16 protein-coding genes are annotated in these 19,773 nt (G+C 71.8%); 7 read left to right on the top strand and 9 right to left on the bottom strand.

The features are described 5' to 3' along the window. Positions 1–26 precede the first annotated feature (26 nt). On the bottom strand, positions 27–536 hold the full coding sequence (locus tag ACZ4Z5_RS31320; protein ID WP_468269281.1) for a SigE family RNA polymerase sigma factor: 510 nt from the start codon (positions 534–536) through the stop codon (positions 27–29). 550 nt (positions 537–1,086) lie between these two features. On the opposite strand from ACZ4Z5_RS31320, the gene ACZ4Z5_RS31315 reads away from it, so the two are divergent. After that, positions 1,087–2,103: an acyltransferase family protein gene (locus ACZ4Z5_RS31315; RefSeq protein WP_468269279.1), complete on the top strand. Its 1,017-nt coding sequence runs from the start codon at positions 1,087–1,089 to the stop codon at positions 2,101–2,103. A gap of 177 nt (positions 2,104–2,280) precedes the next feature. Continuing rightward, positions 2,281–3,147: an SDR family oxidoreductase gene (locus ACZ4Z5_RS31310; RefSeq protein WP_468269277.1), complete on the top strand. Its 867-nt coding sequence runs from the start codon at positions 2,281–2,283 to the stop codon at positions 3,145–3,147. Between the two features lie 224 nt (positions 3,148–3,371). On the opposite strand, the gene ACZ4Z5_RS31305 is transcribed toward ACZ4Z5_RS31310, so the two are convergent. Beyond that, positions 3,372–3,866 carry a hypothetical protein gene (locus tag ACZ4Z5_RS31305; RefSeq protein WP_468269275.1) on the bottom strand — a complete coding sequence of 165 codons (495 nt, stop codon included), beginning with the start codon at positions 3,864–3,866 and terminating at the stop codon, positions 3,372–3,374. Positions 3,867–4,242: 376 nt separating this feature from the next. Further along, entirely contained in the window at positions 4,243–5,757 is a 1,515-nt protein-coding gene (locus ACZ4Z5_RS31300; RefSeq protein ID WP_468269273.1) for a CehA/McbA family metallohydrolase, read from the bottom strand. A gap of 141 nt (positions 5,758–5,898) precedes the next feature. Between ACZ4Z5_RS31300 and ACZ4Z5_RS31295 the strand changes: the two genes are divergently transcribed. Both ACZ4Z5_RS31295 and ACZ4Z5_RS31290 read left to right on the top strand, forming a co-directional pair. Next, positions 5,899–6,723: a TIGR03619 family F420-dependent LLM class oxidoreductase gene (locus ACZ4Z5_RS31295; RefSeq protein ID WP_468269314.1), complete on the top strand. Its 825-nt coding sequence runs from the start codon at positions 5,899–5,901 to the stop codon at positions 6,721–6,723. A gap of 33 nt (positions 6,724–6,756) precedes the next feature. Then, complete coding sequence (locus ACZ4Z5_RS31290; protein ID WP_468269271.1) at positions 6,757–9,336, top strand: bifunctional FO biosynthesis protein CofGH; 2,580 nt, start codon at positions 6,757–6,759, stop codon at positions 9,334–9,336. An 83-nt stretch (positions 9,337–9,419) separates the two neighbouring features. On the opposite strand, the gene ACZ4Z5_RS31285 is transcribed toward ACZ4Z5_RS31290, so the two are convergent. Then, positions 9,420–10,247, bottom strand: coding sequence for a hypothetical protein (locus ACZ4Z5_RS31285; RefSeq protein WP_468269269.1), 828 nt, complete (start codon positions 10,245–10,247; stop codon positions 9,420–9,422). Positions 10,248–10,653: 406 nt separating this feature from the next. Between ACZ4Z5_RS31285 and ACZ4Z5_RS31280 the strand changes: the two genes are divergently transcribed. Beyond that, positions 10,654–11,769, top strand: a complete 1,116-nt coding sequence (locus ACZ4Z5_RS31280; protein WP_468269267.1) for an ADP-ribosylglycohydrolase family protein — start codon at positions 10,654–10,656, stop codon at positions 11,767–11,769. A 414-nt stretch (positions 11,770–12,183) separates the two neighbouring features. Here the strand turns inward: ACZ4Z5_RS31280 and ACZ4Z5_RS31275 are convergent, their stop codons facing one another. Together ACZ4Z5_RS31275 and ACZ4Z5_RS31270 are read right to left on the bottom strand one after the other, a co-directional pair. Further along, positions 12,184–12,966 carry an SDR family oxidoreductase gene (locus ACZ4Z5_RS31275; RefSeq protein WP_468269265.1) on the bottom strand — a complete coding sequence of 261 codons (783 nt, stop codon included), beginning with the start codon at positions 12,964–12,966 and terminating at the stop codon, positions 12,184–12,186. A 95-nt stretch (positions 12,967–13,061) separates the two neighbouring features. Next, positions 13,062–13,322, bottom strand: a complete 261-nt coding sequence (locus ACZ4Z5_RS31270) for a hypothetical protein (RefSeq protein WP_468269263.1) — start codon at positions 13,320–13,322, stop codon at positions 13,062–13,064. A 16-nt stretch (positions 13,323–13,338) separates the two neighbouring features. Between ACZ4Z5_RS31270 and ACZ4Z5_RS31265 the strand changes: the two genes are divergently transcribed. Further along, positions 13,339–14,178, top strand: a complete 840-nt coding sequence (locus ACZ4Z5_RS31265; protein ID WP_468269261.1) for a hypothetical protein — start codon at positions 13,339–13,341, stop codon at positions 14,176–14,178. A gap of 147 nt (positions 14,179–14,325) precedes the next feature. Here the strand turns inward: ACZ4Z5_RS31265 and ACZ4Z5_RS31260 are convergent, their stop codons facing one another. The 3 genes from ACZ4Z5_RS31260 to ACZ4Z5_RS31250 all read right to left on the bottom strand — a co-directional run bounded on the left by ACZ4Z5_RS31260 (position 14,326) and on the right by ACZ4Z5_RS31250 (position 16,729). After that, positions 14,326–14,535 carry a DUF397 domain-containing protein gene (locus ACZ4Z5_RS31260; RefSeq protein ID WP_468269259.1) on the bottom strand — a complete coding sequence of 70 codons (210 nt, stop codon included), beginning with the start codon at positions 14,533–14,535 and terminating at the stop codon, positions 14,326–14,328. Between the two features lie 202 nt (positions 14,536–14,737). After that, a complete protein-coding gene (locus ACZ4Z5_RS31255; RefSeq protein WP_468269257.1) occupies positions 14,738–15,595 on the bottom strand; it encodes a helix-turn-helix domain-containing protein in 858 nt (285 codons plus the stop codon). Between the two features lie 402 nt (positions 15,596–15,997). After that, entirely contained in the window at positions 15,998–16,729 is a 732-nt protein-coding gene (locus tag ACZ4Z5_RS31250; RefSeq protein WP_468269255.1) for a GOLPH3/VPS74 family protein, read from the bottom strand. Between the two features lie 180 nt (positions 16,730–16,909). Between ACZ4Z5_RS31250 and ACZ4Z5_RS31245 the strand changes: the two genes are divergently transcribed. Next, entirely contained in the window at positions 16,910–19,639 is a 2,730-nt protein-coding gene (locus ACZ4Z5_RS31245) for a D-alanyl-D-alanine carboxypeptidase family protein (protein ID WP_468269253.1), read from the top strand. Positions 19,640–19,773 lie beyond the last annotated feature (134 nt).

Here is a 19,773-nt window from a genome sequence, read left to right as displayed (position 1 = left end):
GGGCCGGGTTCGGTTCACAAGTCCGCTCAGTGCGCGAGCAGTTCCGTCAGATTGCCGCCCAGGCGCTCGCGCATCCTGCCCAGCGCGCGGACCGACCGGGTCCGCACGGCGGCGGTGCTGGCGTTCATCACCCGGGCGGTCTCTTCGATGCTGCGGTCCTCCCAGTACCGCAGCACGAGCACCGCCCGGTCCTTCGGAGCCAGTTCGCCCAGGGCCTGGAGGAGGGCGAGCCGGAGGGCGGGGTCGTGGCCGGCGGCCGCCGGGGACTCCGGGAGGTCCCCGAGGAGCCGCTCCCCGGCAGACTTGCGGCGCCGGTGCGTGAGGAAGGTCCGCACCAGCACGGTCTGCGCGTAGCCGGCCGGATTCTCGATCCGGGACAGACGGCCCCACTTCACGTACATCCGGCCCAGGGTCTCCTGCACGAGGTCCTCGGCGAGATGGGTGTCACCGCTGGTCAGCAGGCAGGCCGAGCGGAAGAGGTGGCCCGCGCGGCCGACCGCGAACTCCCTGAAGCCGTCCGTCCCGGACTCGTGCATGTCCTCCCCCGTCCTCACCGTCACCCCACTGACGCGGTGACGCCCGGGAAATGTTTCAGGAGTCCTGCACAGAGCCGGCCGGACCCCGCTTTGTGTCCACGGCGGAGAACGGGGCACGAGCAGTCACGTGATCCACCCGGACATTTTCCTGGCCGGTACGCCGGGGCGGGTGCACGGGGGTCGCTGGACGGCCTTGAAACATATCCCGCTCCTCACCGCATCAGTGAGGTGACGGCAAGGGACAGGAGAGGGCATGCACGAGTCCGGGACGGACGACATCACGGGGTTCGCACGCGCCGGAGTGGCGGACGGGCGGGCAGACGTCCGGGGAACGGCCGTCGCGGTGTCCCCCGGCGTCGCGGTATCGCCCGGTGCCTTGGTATCCCCTGGCGTCCCGGTGCCGCCCGGAGCCACCCGCACCCGTACTTGCGCCCGCGCCCAAGGGGCTGTGTGCGCCACGGTCCCTGAACCTCCCCGGACCGCCGTACCCCCCGCGGCGCAACGGGCGGGAACAGCGCGGACGGGCGGGAATCTGCCGTCCCTGACGGGCATGCGCTGGGCCGCGGCCCTGATGGTCTTCCTCTTCCACATGAAGAACTTCCGGTACTTCGAAGGCGAAGGCCAGACGTTCGTGAGGTGGGCTTTCGGGCCCGGCGCGGTCGGTGTGACCTTCTTCTTCATCCTCTCCGGGTTCGTCCTGGCCTGGTCGGCCCGGCCGGGTGACGGGGCTGTGTCCTTCTGGCGGCGCCGGCTGGCCCGGATCTACCCGGTCCATGTGGTCACCACGCTCGGGGCGCTCGCCCTCGCCTTCACGGTGCTGCCGGCGCTGAAGCCCGACGGCGGGCTGGAGGTCGCCGCGAACCTCCTGATGGTGAACGCCTGGACCAACGACTGGTGGGACGGCATCAACCCGGTCGGCTGGTCACTGGTCTGCGAGGCGTTCTTCTACGCGTGCTTCCCCGCTCTCCACCCGGTCCTCCGCCGGCTGGGCCCCAGGGCGCTGACAGTCCTGGTGGTGCTCTGCATCCTCACGGTGATGGTCCTGCCCGCGGTCGACCTGGGCCTGGACACCGGAGCGGTCCCGTACTGCTTCCCCCTCGCACGGTTCCCCGAGTTCGTGCTCGGCGTCGCCGTGGCGCGGCTGGTCCGGCTCGGCCGCTGGCGCGGCCCGGGTCTCGAAGGGTCCATGGCGATCGCCTTGATCGGGTACTTCATGGCCCCGCTGCTGACCGGGGCGTACGCCTCGACCACCGTCCTCGGCTTCACCCTGCTGATCGCGGCGGGCGCCGTCGCCGACATCGAGGGGCGTCCGTCGATGTGGCGCGGCCGGCTCCTGGTGAAGCTGGGCGAGTGGTCGTTCGCCTTCTACATGGTCCACGTCCTGGTGCTGCAGGGCATGGGTCTGGTCGTCGGCGACGATCCGGGGCTCGACCCCCTTCCGGCCGCGGGCGTCACCGTCGTGGCCTTCGCCGTAGCCCTGGCCGGAGCGGCGCTCCTGTACCGCCTTGTGGAACTGCCGGGCAGACGCCTGCTCCTGGGCCGCAGGCGCACCGCGCGCCGGGCCTGACGCCCGCTGCCGGTCCGCATCGCCCGACTGCCGGTCGCGCGTCCTCCCCGCGTACGCCTGCTGTCCGGTGAGCGGGCGGCCTCGCCCGACCGGGAGGTTCCGGCACTCTCCGTCACGCGTCGATTACGGTGGCCTTCGGCCGAGCCGCGACCCGGGAGTGATCGAACGATGGCGAAGGTGCTGGTGACAGGCGCGACGGGGCACGTCGGCTCGGAGACCGTCAAGGCGCTGCACGAGCGGGGAGAACCCGTACGGGCCTTCGTGAGGGACGCCGGGCGGGCGGGCGCGGTCCTGGGGAAGGGCGTCGAACTCGCGGTGGGCGACTTCGCCGAGGAGGACTCGGTGCTGCGGGGCCTCGACGGGGTGGAGCGGCTGTTCCTGATCTGCCCGAACCATCCCCAGCAGGTCGAGTACGCGGTGAACGCCGTCGACGCGGCGGTGCGTGCCGGGGTCCGGCAGGTCGTCGTGCTGTCCGTGACCGGTGCGGAGGCCGGCTCCCGGACGGTCTTCCTCGACCAGCACGGGAGGATCGAGGAGTACGCGCACGAATCGGGGATCCCGGAAGTGGTCCTGCGTTCCGCGCACCTGATGTCGAACATCCTCGGTTCGGCGCCGGGCATCCAGCAGACCCACAGGTTCTTCCTGCCCGCCGGCGACGCGCGTATCGCGATGATCGATCCGCGCGACGTCGCGGCGTCCGCGGCCGCCGTGCTGACGGAGGACGGACACGACGGCCGTACGTACGACCTCACCGGCCCGGAGGCGATCACCTACGGGGAGGTCGCGGAACGGCTGTCGGACGTGCTGGGCCGGCCGGTCGGCTACGTGGACGTGCCCGATGAGGCGGCCGTGGGCGGCATGACCATGGCGGGTCTGCCGCCATGGCTCGCGGAGCAGGTCGTGGCCGTCTTCCGGTCCCTGCGTGCCGGGCTGAACGCCTCGACCACCGGCCGGGTGAGGGAACTGACGGGCCGTGAGCCGCGCCGTTTCGAGGACTTCGCCCGCTGGGTGGCCCCGCTGCTCGGAGCCCGGCCACCCGCCTGAGGCGCGGGTGGCCGGGCCCACTGATACGAGCCCATGGGTACGGGTGAGGGCCCGCCGGGGAGTGGGTTGGCGGCGGGCCCTCGGTCGGGGGTGGCCGGGACGGGGGAACGGACCGGCCGTGATCAGGGGGGTCAGGGGAGCCGCCCGGGATCAGGGGTGTTCGGGGTCGGGGGTGTCCGGGATCAGAGGGGCGGGATCAGAGGGGTTCCGGTGGGTCGGCCGGGTCAGGAGATGGGCGCGCCCGTGCGGATCGACTGCAGTGCCACCGGTGAGATGCCGACGATCCTGTTCCACGCGAAGTGGTACTTGTCCATGGCGGACGGGCTGGTGATCCACCGTTTGACGCCGTTGCTGACGAGATAGACGGCGGGGTCGTTCGGGGCCTTGGCGAGAATGGCGCCGTTGCTCAACGGTCCGCCGTCGGTGATTTCCTCGATGTCGATGACCGACTGAATTCCGTTCCAGTCGCGGAACAGATTGTTGTAGGTCGCCGGATTGGGAATGTGGCGGCGTTTTCCGTCGAGGATCAGATAGACGGCCGGTCCGTTCACACTCTTGACGCGCATGCCGTTGAGCTCGGGGCGGACCCTGGCGGGCTGCGCCGATTCGCTGTCCGTCGCCGCAGTCGATGCCGAGGCGATGGCCGGGGGAGCGGCCACGGGTCCGGCGAGGGCGGCGACGAGCAGCACGAGAGCGGCTGACCATGATCTTCTGGTCACGTTACCTCCGCGATCGGAGAAGCGGGGAATGGGTGAATCCGTGGTGCGAGGGGCGTGCCGGGGTGTCGGGGGCACCTGGGGACGGCTGGAGGTTGCCGGGAATCGCTGGGGGTTGCCGGGAATCGCTGGGGGTGCTGTCAATCGCTGGGATTGCCGGCTCATTGCCTGTCATCGCTGGGGACGTGAGGGGAGGTCGGGGCGGCACGGGAGCGAGGATTTCAGCGGAAGGGGAGGATGAAGCAGTGAAATGTTGAGCCGAAAACCCTTCGCTCTCCTGCCTGGCGACAGCTTTTCATCGCGGCGGCCCCGCCTGTCAACGGTTCTCCGGAATTCGCCACATCTCGCCGGTGCTTCTCGGCCAGAGATTGAAACCCGTTCATTCCCCGAGGAAAACCGGGTTGGTGAACGCGGCGAGCGGCCCCGGCAGTCCGGGCACGACCGGCGGGTGCCGCACCTCTGCCCGTACGTACGCGGCGCGCGCCGGTGTGGTGCGCCACTCCACGGTCCCCGCGCCCCGCTCCGGGAGCGGAACGGAGTACAGGGTGCCCTGGTCGGTGACGAAGCGCGCGGTGCAGCCGGGCGCTCCGCCGACCTCCAGCCGGACCGTGACCGCCTCACCGGCCGCCGCCCCGAGCCGCTCCCCGATGCCGACGTGCTGCCCGTGGCCGCCCGCCGCGGAGAAGGCCAGCGAGACGGCCGACGACTCGGCGACGTAGCAGCGCCCCGCCCGGATACCGTCCAGGATCGCCTCACGTGACAGATCGTCGGCGAGGACCACGGTCTGCGGGGTGCCGACGGCCTGGGGCTCGCGGTGCGCGTCACTGTTGCCGATGGCGGGCGTCCACGACCTCCGGGAGTGCGCGGACGCGACGAGCGTGTTGTCCCAGGCCAGGAGGGACATCTCGTCGTCCGGGGTGTAGGGGCCGTTCCACACCTCCACCGCGTCGGCCTCGGCGAAGCCGAACTTCCAGTTGCAGCCGATGCAGTCGGCGTGCGGATGGGCGGGCACCACCAGTCCGCCCGCCCGCCGGATCTCGCGGGCGAAGCGGCCGAAGCGGTTGTCGCGGGCGCGGTAGCGCCAGTCGATGAAGGTGCCCGGATCGACCCCGAGCGCCAGCAGGTGGCCGTTGCGGGTGGTGACCTCCTCACCGGTGAGGATCAGCAGGTCGTCGCCCCACAGTCCGGCCCAGGCGCCGTGCGAGGTATGGGTGTTGTGTTCACTGGTGTGGATGAAGTCGAGGCCCGCGGCGCGCGCCGCCGCGGCGATCTCGGCGGGGGTGCGCTGCCCGTCGGAGTGCACCGAGTGCAGATGGCAGTCGCCCCGGTACCAGGCGCGCCCCCGGCCCTTGGCCCGCTCGGGCGGGTACACCGGCCCGGGTGTGGCCCCGGGCGCCCCCTTCGGCCCGCCGAAGCGCAGCGTGATCGTCACTTCGTACGCCAGCCCCTGCGGGGCGATCGTGTACGGGCCGAGCAGCACCGTCCACGTACCCGCCCGCACCGGGCCCGCCACGTATCCGGGCGTCGCGTCGTCGGCCCGGACGAAGAACTCGCTGCGCGCCCCGCCGGACCAGCCGCGGAAACCGCGCCCGCCCGGTTCGGTGCCGCGCTCGTCGAACACGCCGATGTCGAGTGCGTTGCCGGCCGTGCCAGGCGGCACCGCCGGCCGCTCGTACCGGTAGCAGACGGACAGCTCGCGCACCCCGCGCGGCACCTCGACGGGCAGGTACACGTAATCGGGTGAGCCGGGTGGCAGGACGCCCCGCACCACCTCGGTCCGTTCGCCGCCGCTCTCTGCCGCGGCCGCGGTCTCGGCGAAGCTCACGCTTCCCAGTGTGAGTGCCGTGGCAGCACCGCTCATCAGCAGTCCGCGTCGTCCGATCGCCTCGGTCATGCGCCCGCCTTTCCGGGGGAGGGGCTGGGTCTGGCGCGGGGCCACGGGCCCCGCCCCCACAGTCGTAGAGAGCGGTGAACTTCCGCGCAAGACACGGGGTTCGGCGCCTTTCTGCGGCTTTACGATGCGCGCATGTCCCCTCTGCGGATCGCGACGACGATCTTCCTCACCGATGAGACGATCACCCCGGTACGGCTGGCCCGTGAACTGGAACAGCGGGGCTACGCCGGTCTCTACCTGCCGGAACACACCCACATCCCGGTCGGCGGCACCGAGCATCCGGCGGGCGGCGCACCGGGCCGCGAGTACGGCCGCACCCTCGACCCGTTCGTGGCGCTCGGGCAGGCGGCCGCGGTGACCGAGCGGATCGGTCTGGGCACCGGCATCACGCTCGTGGCCCAGCACGACCCGATCGTGCTCGCCAAGGCCGTGGCCACCCTCGACCATCTCTCCGGCGGCCGGTTCACCCTGGGCGTCGGCTTCGGCTGGAACGCCAAGGAGGCCGCCGACCACGGCGTCGACTGGCGCACGCGCCGGGACCTGGTGCGTGACCGCATGCGGCTGATGCGCGCCCTCTGGGCCTCCGAACCCACCGCCTACGAAGGCGAGTTCGCCTCCGTGCGGGCCAGCCACGCCCACCCCAAGCCGGCCGGCGGCGCACCGCGCGTCCTGGTCGGCGGCGCCGCGGGTCCCCGGCTCTTCGCGCACATCGCCGAATACGCCGACGGGTGGCTCCCGATCGGCGGCCGCGGACTGACCGGCACGCTGCCCCGGCTCCGCACCTTCTGGGAGGACGCGGGCCGCGACCCGGAAGCCCTCCGCGTGGTGCCGTACGCCGTGCACCCCACCCCCGGCAAGATCGCCCACTACGCCGAACTCGGCATCGAGGAGGTCGTGGTGCAGCTGCCGCCCGGGGACGAGACGAACGTCCTGCGCGTTCTGGACGATTACACCCAGTACCTGTGAGACCGCGCGGCGCGCGCTCGTATGCTCGCACCCATGACTGACCAGCACCCACGACCGACCGCCAACGCCATGCGACGCGCCCTGAAGCGTGCCCGGGACGGCGTGGCGCTCGACGTGGCGGAAGCGGCCGTGCTGCTCCAGGCCCGCGGCGACGACCTGCGGGACCTGTCCGCGTCGGCCGCCCGGGTCCGGGACGCGGGCCTGGCGGCGGCCGGGCGGCCGGGCGTCATCACGTACTCGAAGAGCGTGTTCGTCCCGCTCACCCGGCTGTGCCGGGACAAGTGCCACTACTGCACCTTCGCCACCGTGCCCGGCCGCCTGCGCCGCGCCGGACACGGGATGTTCATGTCACCGGACGAGGTGCTGGACATCGCCCGCTGCGGCGCCGCGCTCGGCTGCAAGGAAGCGCTGATCACCCTCGGCGACAAGCCCGAGGACCGCTGGTCCGAGGCCCGCGAGTGGCTCGACGCGCACGGCTACGACGACACCATCGCGTACGTCCGGGCGATGGCGATCCGCATCCTGGAGGAGACCGGGCTGCTGCCCCATCTGAACCCGGGCGTCATGTCCTGGACGGACTTCCAGCGGCTCAAGCCCGTCGCCCCGTCCATGGGGATGATGCTGGAGACCACGGCCACCCGGCTGTGGAGCGAGCCCGGCGGACCGCACTACGGATCGCCGGACAAGGAACCGGCGGTCCGGCTGCGCGTACTCGAGGACGCGGGCCGCAGCTCCGTGCCGTTCACCAGCGGACTGCTCATCGGCATCGGCGAGACCTACGAGGAGCGCGCCGACTCGCTGTTCGCGCTGCGCCGGATCTCCCGGGCGTACCACGGCATCCAGGAACTGATCATCCAGAACTTCCGCGCCAAGCCGGACACCGCGATGCGCGGCATGCCCGACGCCGAGCTGGCGGACCTGGCGGCCACCATCGCCGTGGCCCGGCTCATCATGGGCCCCTCCGCCTGTCTGCAGGCACCGCCGAACCTGGTGGACGACGAGTACGCCATGCTCATCGGCGCCGGCATCGACGACTGGGGCGGCGTCTCCCCGCTCACCCCGGACCATGTGAACCCCGAGCGGCCCTGGCCCCGCATCGACGAACTCGCCGGGCACTCCCGGGCAGCGGGTTTCCGGCTGGAGGAACGCCTCTGCGTCTACCCGGAGTTCGTACGGCGCGGCGAGCCCTGGCTGGACCCGCGGCTGCTGCCGCACGTCCGCGCCCTCGCCGACCCGGACACCGGCCTCGCCCGTGACGTGCGCCCGCGGGGCCTGCCCTGGCAGGAGCCCGACGAGGGGTTCGTGCCGTCGGGACGCACCGAGCTGCACCGCACCATCGACACCGAGGGCCGCACCAAGGACCGGCGCGACGACTTCGACGAGGTGTACGGCGACTGGGAGGCCCTGCGCGAGCAGGCCGCGCCCGGCATGGTGCCGCAGCGTATCGACGGCGACGTACGCTCCGCGCTCGGGCGGGCCGCCGACGACCCCACGAAGCTCACCGACGACGAGGCGCTGGCGCTGCTGCACGCGGACGGACCGGCCCTGGACGCCCTCACCCGGATCGCCGACGAACTCCGCCGTGACGTGGTCGGTGACGACGTCACCTATGTCGTCACCCGGAACATCAATTTCACCAATGTCTGCTACACCGGCTGCCGTTTCTGCGCGTTCGCGCAGCGCCGCACGGACGCCGACGCGTACACGCTGTCGCTGGAGCAGGTCGCCGACCGGGCGCAGCAGGCCTGGGACGTGGGCGCGGTCGAGGTGTGCATGCAGGGCGGCATCCACCCCGACCTGCCGGGCACCGCCTACTTCGACATCGCCCGCGCCGTGAAGGAACGCGTGCCGGGCATGCATGTGCACGCGTTCTCCCCGATGGAGGTCGTCAACGGCGCCACCCGTACCAACATGTCGGTCCGGGAGTGGCTGTCGGCGGCCAAGGAGGCCGGCCTGGACTCCATCCCCGGCACGGCCGCGGAGATCCTCGACGACGAGGTCCGCTGGGTCCTCACCAAGGGCAAACTGCCAACGGCCACCTGGATCGACGTGGTGCGCACGGCCCATGAACTGGGCATCCGGTCGAGCTCCACGATGATGTACGGGCATGTGGACCAGCCCCGGCACTGGCTCGGCCACTTCCGGACGCTCGCCCGCGTCCAGCAGGAGACCGGCGGCTTCACCGAGTTCGTGACGCTGCCGTTCATCCACACCAACGCACCGGTCTACCTCGCCGGCATCGCCCGCCCGGGCCCCACCGTCCGTGACAACCGCGCGGTCACCGCGATGGCGCGACTGCTGCTGCACCCGCACATCACCAACATCCAGACCAGCTGGGTGAAGCTCGGTGCGGACGGAGCGGCCGAGATGCTCCGCTCGGGCGCGAACGACCTGGGCGGCACCCTGATGGAGGAGACGATCTCCCGGATGGCGGGATCGAGCTACGGCTCCTACCGCTCGGTGCGGGACCTGGTCGCGATCGCCGAGGCGGCGGGCCGCCCGGCGAGGCCGCGGACGACGCTCTACGGAGAGGTCCCGGAGGAACGCGTCCGCGCGGCGGCGGCGTCGGACGGGCACCTGCCGGAGCTGCTGCCGCTGGCGGACACCCCTTAGGCGTCGGGGCGATCGTTCGGAACGCCGCCGGCCGGGCTCGTCCGGACAGCCCCCACCGGGGCGCAGGGGAGGGTGTACGCCGCCTAGCCGTCGGCGCCCCGTGCCCTCCGCCCCTCGTCGTCCATCCGGAGGACCCGGACGAGGACCATTCCCGCCACGATCAGGGTGATGCCCAGCCAGGTCGGTCCTGCGTCGGCGGCCAGTACGACGATGCCCGCCGGAATCAGATAGACGACCGGATACAGGAGCAGGTCGGACAGCGGTGGCGGCGGAGCCGTCGGCACCCCGGCCGCCGCCTTGCTCTGCGCCCGGACCCGGTCCGGGTACCACTCGGTGAAGCGCAGCGCGAAGACGATCACGGCGAGCGGGATGATCCAGTTCGTCCACACGTTGTCGGGCTCGTGGAGCAGCAGGTCGCCTGCGCCGCTCACGAGCGCGCCGAAGAGGAAGGCGAGCCCCCACGCCCCGGTGACGGCGTAGTTGGTGTGCCGGAAGGCGGGCGTGTCCCAGTACTCGCGGGCCACCTGCTCACGGGCGTACTGGAGGGTGAACGGGATCCGCACCGCCATGGAGCCGAAGGCGACGGCCGCGAGTGTGAGGTTGGCCAGCTCGTCGCCCCAGCTCTCCAGCCACCGGAACGTGCCCTCCGAGCCGAACGCCCCGATCACCGCGAGGACCGCGAAGAAGACCACGTCCGCCACCTCGAGGATCTTCAGCGAGGTGCCGGGGCGTGCGATGCGGCCGGCGACGACCAGGACGACGGCGATCCCGAGTGCGATGCCGACGGCGATCTCGAACCGGCCGGGTCCGGACAGGACCGAGAACGCGATCCACGGACTCATCCCGATGGCCGGATTGTCGACGAAGCCGCCCAGATGGCGGCGCGGCTCGGTGCCGGCCACAGCGTTCATGACGAAGCCTTTCCGGTGACGGTCTCCGCGCCGGTCCGGAGCGCCCCGGCCGCACCCGCCGGGAGCAGCCGTGCCCCCGCGGCCGGTACCGCCGCGGCCGCGTCCGGCGGTCCCGCCCCCTCGGCGAACCTGACGGTCGAGCTCCCGAGCGGTCTCCCCCGACCCCGGGCCGCGCTGCGTGCCGGTGCCTGGCGTCCGCAGGACTCCAGGAGGCTGGACACCCCTCGTTCCACGGATGGGCGTGAACATCGGCGCGCATCGTCTCCAGCGTCGCGCCGGGTGGCGGGGCTGTCCACCGCGCCGCCCCGGACCTGCGGGGGCTGCCCGTGACACGGCCTTGCGTATACGAGCCATGTGCGCAGAGTGAGCACTCCGGGCCCTTCCTCGTTCGATTACAGTGCGGGCCATGAGCGCAGCAGCCGCGGCGATTTGGGGCCGTGCCGAGCAACAGGACTTCCGCAGCAGGGTGCGGGGCTGTCTGCTGGGCGGTGCCATCGGCGACGCGCTCGGCGCGGGCGTCACCGCGCTCCCCCTGGAGCAGATACGCCTCGCCCACGGGCCGGTGGGCGTCATCGACCTGGTCCCCGCCTACGGGCGGCGCGGCGCGATCACGGCGGCCACCCAGATCACGATGTTCACCATCGACGGACTGATACGCGCCCAGGTGCGCCGCGACACCGGGGCCTGGCACCCGCCGACCGATCTGCACCGGGCCTACCTGCGCTGGGCGGCCACCCAGCGTGACTGGGGGCCGGACGAGCGCCGCGAGGACAACGGCTGGCTCGGCCGTGAGGAGTGGCTGTACACCCGCCGCGACCCGTCGCCCGCCTCACTGGCCGGGCTGTCCGACGAGGTGCTCGGCACACTCCAGCAGCCGAAGAACCCGGAGGCCCGGGACGCCGGTGCGGTGGTGCGTTCGGCGCCGTTCGGACTGCTGGTCGGCTGGGAGCCGCAGCTGGTGTTCCAGCTGGCGGTCGAGTGCGCGGCGCAGACGCACGGGCACCCGTCGGCGTTCCTTTCGGCGGGCGCGTTCGCGGTGGTCGTGCACGGCCTGGCGCGCGGCGAGACCCTCGACACGGCGGTGCAGCGGGCGCTGGCCGGGCTGGCGCCCTGGCCGGCGCACGAGCCGGTCGCCGAAGCCCTGCAGGGCGCGCTGGGTGCCGTGCGGCAGGGCATACCCGGGCCCTCGCTGATCGAGTCACTGGGCGACGGGAACTCCGCGGAGGGCCTGCTCGCGGTCGCCGTCTACGCCGCGCTGGTCGCGGAGGACGTCCGGCACGGACTGAAACTCGCCGTGAACCACGGCGGCCACTCGGCCGTGGCCGGATCGCTGTGCGGGAGCCTGCTGGGGGCACTGCACGGCGAGACCGCGCTGCCGCCCGCCTGGGTCGCCGAACTGGAGGGCCGCGGCACGCTGCTGGAACTGGCCGACGACTTCGCGATGGAGATGACGCAGGGGCCCGCCCTGCACTCGCCCGCCGCCTCCGCACAGGGATGGCTGGCCCGCTACCCGAGGGCCTGACGCCGGGTGCCTGCGCCCGCGTGCGGGTCCGGGTCCGGGTCCGGCCCGTGTACCGCCTGCCTTGCCTGCCCGCTCCCCGAGGGCCAACGCCGGGTGCCTGCGCCCGCGTGCGGGTCCGGGTCCGGCCCGCGTACCGCCGACCCGCCGGCCATAGGTGGGGGCCCGGCGCTCCGACGACCTGGAGTAGGTCAACCGCGGCGCCCCGTCGTTCCTCGCCGAGGCCTCCGCACTGCTCGGCGGACAGCTCGACCAGGACATGATCGCGGCACTCGCCGGACAGCTGCTCGTCCCGCGCCTCGCCGACTGGTGCGCCGTGTGGCTCGCCCCGGACGAGGCCGAACCGGGCGGCGGGCCCCGGCTCTCCGGCGTGTGGCGAGAACATGACGGGGGCGCGGACGCGACCGCGCGGCGGCCTCAGCGCATCACCTCGCCGGCGTTCACCAGCAGGGACTGGCCGGTGATCGCGCGGGCCCGGTCCGACGCCAGGAAGACCGCGGCGTTCGCCACGTCCCCGTCCGTCGCCAGTTCCGGCAGCGCCATCCGTTCGGTCAGCCGGCCCAGCACCTCCGCCTCCGGAACGCCCTCGGTGTCGGCGGTGAACCGTACGTAGCCCTGCACGGGCGGTCCCCACATCCAGCCGGGGAGGACCGTGTTGACCCGTATCCGGTACGGGCCGAGCTCGCGCGCCAGCGAGTACATCGCCGAGGTCAGGGCGCCCTTGGACGCCGCGTAGGCCGCCTGCCGCACCTGGGAGGGCGCGGCGACCGCCGACTGCGTGCCCACGATGACGACGGATCCGCCGCGCTCCTTGAGGGCGGGCAGGCACGCCCTGGTCATCCGCAGCGTCCCGAGCAGGTTCACGTCGAGGACGCGCTGCCAGCTGTCGAAGTCCGCGTCCTCCAGGCCGCCGAAGCAGCTGTCCCACGCGGCCACGTGCACCACGGCGTCGATGCCGCCGAAGCGCTCGACCGCGAGCGCGGCCAGTGCCGCGCACTGGGACTCGTCGGTGATGTCGGTGGCGCAGTGCGCGGTGTGCGCCCCGTCGGGGTCGATCTCGGCCGCCGACTTGGCGAGGTTCGCCTCCGTCCGCGCGCCGAGCACGGCCCTTCCGCCGTCCCGCACCACGGCGGCCGCCACCTGGTGTCCTAGTCCGGCGCCCACACCGGACACGACGACGGTCTTCCCTCGCAGAGGCATGCCGAGCTCCCTCCGTGCTCCCTCGGGCCGCTGTCTGACGATGCGTCAGAGTAGGGTCCGGGGGGAGCGGGCGGAAGGGGTGTGCCGGAGCCCGGTCAGAAGCTGCCGTTCAGGCCCCACCACTCGCCGTCGATGCGCTGCGGCCGCTTGAACGAGCCCGCGCCGTCGCCGGTGTAGCCGATCAGCCAGCCGAGGTGGCCCGGGCTGCCGTCGATCCGGTAGGTCTCGTTGGTGACGCCCGCCAGATCGGCCCGGCCGTCACCGGTGTGGTCGCCCTCCTGCGGGGCGCGCGTCCGGACGACTCTAGGGGGTGTCCGGTGGATCACGGCCGGGCCCCTCCCCAACTGACGATCCATCAGATAGACCGGAGGGATGACAGACGACACGCGCAGCGAGACCTACGCGGAACTGGCGTCGGTCGGCCCGTACGGGGTGCAGCCGGGCCACGCCCTGATCACCATGGTCGAGCCCCACCCGGGCCATGAGTACGCGTACAACCGCTGGTACGAGGACGACCACTACTACGCCGGCGCGATGGCCATGCCCTGGATGTCCGCGGGGCGGCGCTGGGTCGCCACCCGGGACCTCCAGTTGCTGCGCTACCCGGAGAAGTCCGCGATCGCCCGGCCGGTGACCGCGGGCTGCTACCTCTCCACGTACTGGATCACCCGCGGCCGCTATGCCGACCACATGAAGTGGACCGTGGCCATCAACCGGCGGCTGAACCGCGACGCCCGGGTCCACCAGGAGCGCACGCACGTCTTCACGGCCTTCCAGGACCACGAGGCCACCGTCTACCGCGACGGGGCCGCGGGGCCGCGTGACATCCATGCGCTTGACCACCCCTATGCGGGACTGGTCGTCGAGGTGATCGACACGGAGAGTCTGGAGCAGCGGGCGGAACTGCTGGAGTGGCTGCGCACGGCCCACCTGCCGAAGCGCCTCGCCGGTTCACCGGCCGCGCTGGTGACCGTCTTCCGGCCGACACCGCTGCCGTCGACCCGGATGACCTATGTGAAGCAGGTGGAGGGCGTCGACACCCGGCTGACGCTGCTGTGGTTCCTGGAGGCCGATCCCCGGGAGTGCTGGGAGGAGCACTTCGTGAGGCTCGGCGAGCCCGTGGCCGAGGCGGGACTGGGGCGGGTGGAGCTGGTGGCGCCCTTCATTCCGACCGTCCCGGGCACCGACCGGTACGTCGACCGGCTCAGGTGACGCGCCCGGCCCGTGCGGTGCGTCCGGCCGGATCCGGGCGGTCCGCAGGGAGCGCCCGGGGCATGGCCGAGCCCCCTCGGCCGGGACGGCGGACCAGTCGAGAGGGCTCCAGGTACTGCTGGTGCGGTTGTGGCGCTGGGGAATCGCTCAACCGAGGTCGAAGGTGCCCTGGTTCACCCCGGAGACGAACGAGCTCCAGGCCGTGGGGACGAAAGTGATCGACGGGCCCTCGGGAACCTTGGAGTCCCGGACGGCGACGGCCTGCACGGCCGGAGACTTGACCTCGATGCACGCGCCATTCCCAGTGGAGTACGAGGACTTGGTCCAGTTTTCCGTGGCACCCTGAAGAATTGCCATGACTGCTCCGTATTGCCGGTGAGTTGCGCCAACGTTCTTGATGGCGTGATCGACGCTACTCGCAAGGCCTTGGCGGGCGGAGGCGCCGTTCACTCGACCGGATGGCATCCTCGACGAGGATCTTCCGTGGATGGTTGCGGAGGTGTACCGTTACCGCTCCTCATTTGAATAACGGACATATTGCGCCAATCGGCTGTGGGTGTCAGCGGGCGTAATCCTTGGCGATGTCGGTGATGAACTGGCGGGTCTGGTCCGCATTCAATGCCTGTGCCCGGAGATGTTCGTACATCACGCTGTATCGCTGCACATCGTTGGCCTTCTCCAGATACAGATCGCTGGTCACGCCCTCGATGTAGACCACACTGGAGTCCGCGGCGTCGGGGAACTCCAGAATGGCGTACTGGCCGTTGATCCCCGGGTGCGCGCCCATGTCGAACGGCAGCACCTGGATCGTGACGTGCGGCTGCTGCGACTGCTCGACCAGGTATTCCAGCTGCTCGATCATCAGTTGCTTCCCGCCGACCACGCGCTTGAGCGCCGCCTCGTCGATCACCGCCCACAGGCGCAACGGGCGCTCGGCGGAGTGAATGCGGTCCTGCCGGCGCACGCGCACCTGCACCCGCTTCTCGATGTCGCTGCCGGTGCTCTCCGGCAGTGCGCCGCTGATCAGCGCCTCCGCGTAGGAGCGGGTCTGCAGCAGACCGGGCACCACCTGGGGCTCGTACACCCGCAGACTCGCCGCGTCCGTCTCCAGACCGATGTAGACGCTGTACGGGATGTCGCCGAAGGCGTGCCACCAGCCCTGCTGGCGGGAGTCCTTGGCCATCTGCATCAGCGAGTCGACGATCCGGTGGTCCTCGACCTCGTAGACTCCGCACAGATCGCGCACATCGCGCTGGCTGATCGAGCGGCGGCCGTTCTCCAGCCGGCTGATCTTCGACTGCGAGACGAGCAGGCGCTCCGCGACCTCCTCCGCGGTCATGCCCTTGAGTTCACGAAGCCGGCGCAGTTCCTGGCCCAAACGGCGGCGCCTGACGGTGGGGTTGACGTTCGACGCCAAGGGAACTGCACCTCCGGGCTGCGGCTTTTCTGCTCTTCCGGTCAGCAGACTGCCACCAATGTTCCGTTCCGCGCTGGAAAACGGCCACACACGGTTCCGTCGTGGCCACTTGACGCAACCGAGCGAAGGCGCGAGAGGTGTGGCGTGCGGGACCGGGTGACCGGTCCCGCACGCGTGCGGCTCCCGAACCGGGTCCGAGGGGACGCCGGAGCGGCGAGTGGTGCGAACGTCGGTACGAGGATCTGGTGCCGTGATCGTTGCCGTGGCTGTTGCCGCCGGCGGTGTCGTGACCACTGCCGTGGCGGCAGCCGTGATGATGCCGTCACGGCAGTCGTCGCGATTGCCGTGATGGCAGTGGCGTGGTGCCGGCCGCGGTTGTATTCCGGGTGTGCGGCCGTGGTTTCAGTGCGCCGCGACGCGGGCCATGCCGGCCCGGCGCGAGTGCGTCGGCATCGCCGCCGCGGTCGGGCGGCCGGCCGATGCGGGGGAACCCGCCCGGCGCGGTTGTGCGCCCGCCCCGTTCTGGACGTCCATCACGGCGTGCGCCACGAGTCCGCCCATGGGGTCGTGCCGGATCAGATCCCGGAGCCTGGAGCGCGATGAACGCCCTTCGTTCCCGGGATACAGGTGCTTGCCGAGGCCGACCGCATGGGCCAGCGCGGCGAGCGCGGCGGTCCGCGGGTCCGGCGGTACACCGGTGCGGATCGCCGAATCCAGCCGGGCCCTGATCTCCCGGCTGATGGCCGTGTCCGTCGCCTGGTAGCGAGTCGTCGGCAGTACCCCGCACATCTGGCCCTCCACGGCATGCACCATGCCGCATCGCTCCAGATGCGAAAGATACGTCTGGCGCAGCCCCAGCCGGGGCCCGCCGATCCAGTGGACGGCCCGTACCGGAGCGCCGCGTCTGCGCAGCAACTCCAGTGCGGAGTCCAGGGTCGGATCTCCGGTCGGCCGTGGTACAACCACGGCGATACGATCCCCGTCAGGGGCTATCCGTCCTGCCAGGGCCAGCTCCACTAGCTGAGCTCCGGCCAGGCCGAGGTCGAGCGACTGCGGCTGCGCTGTGGTACCCGTCGCCGGGTCCAGAGCGAGCAGCAGAAGCTCCTCCGGAATTGTTCTGCGGCTCCTGCCCATCCATGCCTCCCCGCGTGGATGAATGACAGGGTGACGCCTCTCACATTGGTCTGTCGAGAGTGCCTGGGTGCTTCGTACGGGAACCGGCATGTATGTCGTTCTCGTCTAGCACGGCGGCCAGGGCGTTCAGCCCTGACACTGGTAGAAGTTTGGGCGGGCATACGCATGAAGGAGGCATCGGTGGCGGGCGAGTCCCCCGACAAGTCGGAGCAGCAGAAGTCCTCGGGGGAGACCACTCCGGATGAACGTGACAATCGGGATCCTCGACTTGCCTTCCGTGATTTCTCCGGCCGCGCGTCCTCGGGTGGGCGCACCGACACGGGGAGCGGGGGTGCGGTCGACCGGGCGACGGCCGTCTTCAAGACGATGACGCCGCGCGGCTCGTCCGAGGTTGCGGGCGATCCGGCGAAGGTCTCCGGCCCGGCCGACCCGTCGGCCGACGCGGATCGGGACCCGGGCGTGGAGCGCGGCCGGGGCGGTGTGGCCACGGCGGTCGCGGACCCGGCGACGTCCGACGCCAAGCCCGGCGACACCGACGGGGGTTCGTGGTTCTCCCGCCCGGTGAAGCGGGTGAGCCTGGAACGGCAGCAGGAGCCGGTCGCCGAGGACGGCGAGCACGCCGAGGAGCGCGAAGCCGCCGACGGAGACGCGGACGACGCTCCCGTCGCGCGGTCGGAGCCCGCCATCAGGTCCGCGGCCGACGGGGACCGCGACGAGCCGTCCGAGGACGAGGCGGCCAAGGGCGATGTGCCTGGGGACGACGCTCCCGCGGCACGCGACGAGGACGACGACCTGGACGACGACCAGGCCGGGGCCGAGGACGAGGCCGCGCCGGAGACCGACGACGGACCGCGCGTCCGGGACGAAGCCGATGACGCGGACGCCGACGACGCGGTGAACGCGAAGGACGAGGCCAAGCGCGCCGTTCGGGCCGACGACGCGGACCGGGACGAGGAAGACGGCCGGGACGACGAAGGCGACCGGGACGAGCCCGCGAGTGGTGCCGGCGTCGACGGCTCGGCGTCGGACCACACCGAGGACCAGGGCGACGCCGCGGACGACGAGGGCGGCCACGGGGACGACCCCGCGGACCCCGCGGACGACAAGGGCACCGACCGCGGCGATGACGACACGTCTGCCGCCGGTGCCACGCCGGCAAAGCGGGTCGACCAGGCCACGGCCGTGTTCAAGGCCGTGCGCCGGCCCGCCGTCGACCAGCCGACCACCATGCTCAAGGTGTCCCCGCCGGACGCCGGACCGGCCTCCGCGCCGTCCGCCGGGCGCAAGACTGCGGACGGGGACGAGGCCCGCCCCCAGGGCCAGGGCAAGGCCGGGACCGTTCCAGCCGGACCGGAGCCCCGGAAGCCCACAGCCGCGGGTCCGGAGACCCGGAAGCCCAAGGCCCCGGCCGCGGGTCCGGCGTCCCGGACGCCCGGCGCCCCGCGCCGCCCGGACTCCCCCGGCGCCTCGGACCGGCCCGCCGGCTCCAAGTCCGTTCCCGCGCCCGCGCCCAGGCCCGCCTCCACGGACAGGCCCGCGGCGGCGTCCGTCTCCGCACCCTCGTCCGCCCCGGCCAGGTCGTCCTCGCTGGGCGAGATCGAGCGGACCCGGCAGCAGCCCCTGCCGCCGAAGCCGCCGCTCGACCTGCTCGCGGAGCTGACCAACACCCCGCCCCCGCCGGACACGGCACTGCGGACCACGGTCCGACGGTTCAAGATCTGGACCCCACTGGCCCTGCTCGTCCTGATCATCTTTGCGGTCGTACAGATGGTGCGCCCGCTGCCGGAACCCTCCCTCGCGCTGTCCCGGGACGCCGAGTTCACCTTCGAGGGCGGACAGGTCAAGCTGCCGTGGCCCGGCGAGGGCCAGTCCGCGGTGGAGGTCGAGGGCGTCGGCGTCATGGGCACGGAAGGTGCGCGGAAGCCCGCCCCGATCGCGAGCGTCACCAAGACCATGACGGCGTACGTGATCCTCCAGGGCCACCCCCTCAAGGGCAAGGAGGAGGGGCCGCAGATCGAGGTCGACCAGCAGGCCGAGGACGAGTCCAAGGCCAAGGACGAGTCGACCGCCTCGATAAGGAAGGGCCAGAAGTTCAGCCAGAAGCAGATGCTGCAGCTGCTGATGATCCCTTCGGGGAACAACGCGGCCCGTCTGCTCGCCCGCTGGGACTCCCAGTCCGAGGAGGTGTTCGTCAAGAAGATGAACGACGCCGCCAAGGCACTGGGCATGAACGACACGACGTACACCGACCCGAGCGGTCTGAAGTCGACGACCATCTCCACGGCCGACGACCAGCTGAAGCTGGCCAAGGCGGTGCTGCAGAACGAGGTGTTCCGGGAGATCGTCGACACGCCCCAGATCCAGATCCCCGGCATCCCCGGAACGATCTACAACAACAACGGCCGGGCCCTCCTGGAGCCGGGTGTGAACGGCGTCAAGACGGGCTCGTCGACCCCGGCCGGCGGCAACCTGCTGTGGTCCGCCGACACCGTCGTGGACGGTCAGAAGCGCCGGATCGTCGGTGCCGTGTTCGGTATCCAGACCGGCGCCACGGTGGACGCCAAGCTGCAGAAGTCGATCACCGACAGCATCACGCTGATCAAGGCCGCGCAGAAGTCCGTCGAGTCGGCCGCGGTCGTCAAGAAGGGCGATGTCGTCGGGTACGTCGACGACGGGCTCGGCGGACGTACGCCCGTCGTGGCGACCAAGGACCTGAAGGCGGTCGGCTGGTCCGGCCTCAAGGTCCGGCTCGAGATCGAGGGCGGCAGCGTCCCGCACTCCGCCCCGGCGGGGACCGTGGTCGGCAAGGTGACCGTCGGCACCGGCTCCGGCATGGTGTCGGCTCCGGTCGCGGTGCAGAGCGAGCTGTCCGAGCCCGGCTTCGGAGCGAAGCTCATCCGCCTGGGCTGATCCCCCCGGGGTCACGGGCGGCAGCGGGGGGGGGGGGGGGGGGGGGGGGGGGAAAGGGGAGCGACGGGGGAAAAAAAACACGGCGAGAGAAGAAAGGACTGCGACCCTTGCAGGGGGAGAACGAGAGCACCCCT

The sequence above is a fragment of the Streptomyces sp. NPDC030222 genome, from assembly GCF_055573115.1.
Note: the sequence above shows the minus strand (reverse complement) of the source record. Positions and strands in the feature narration are given on the sequence as shown.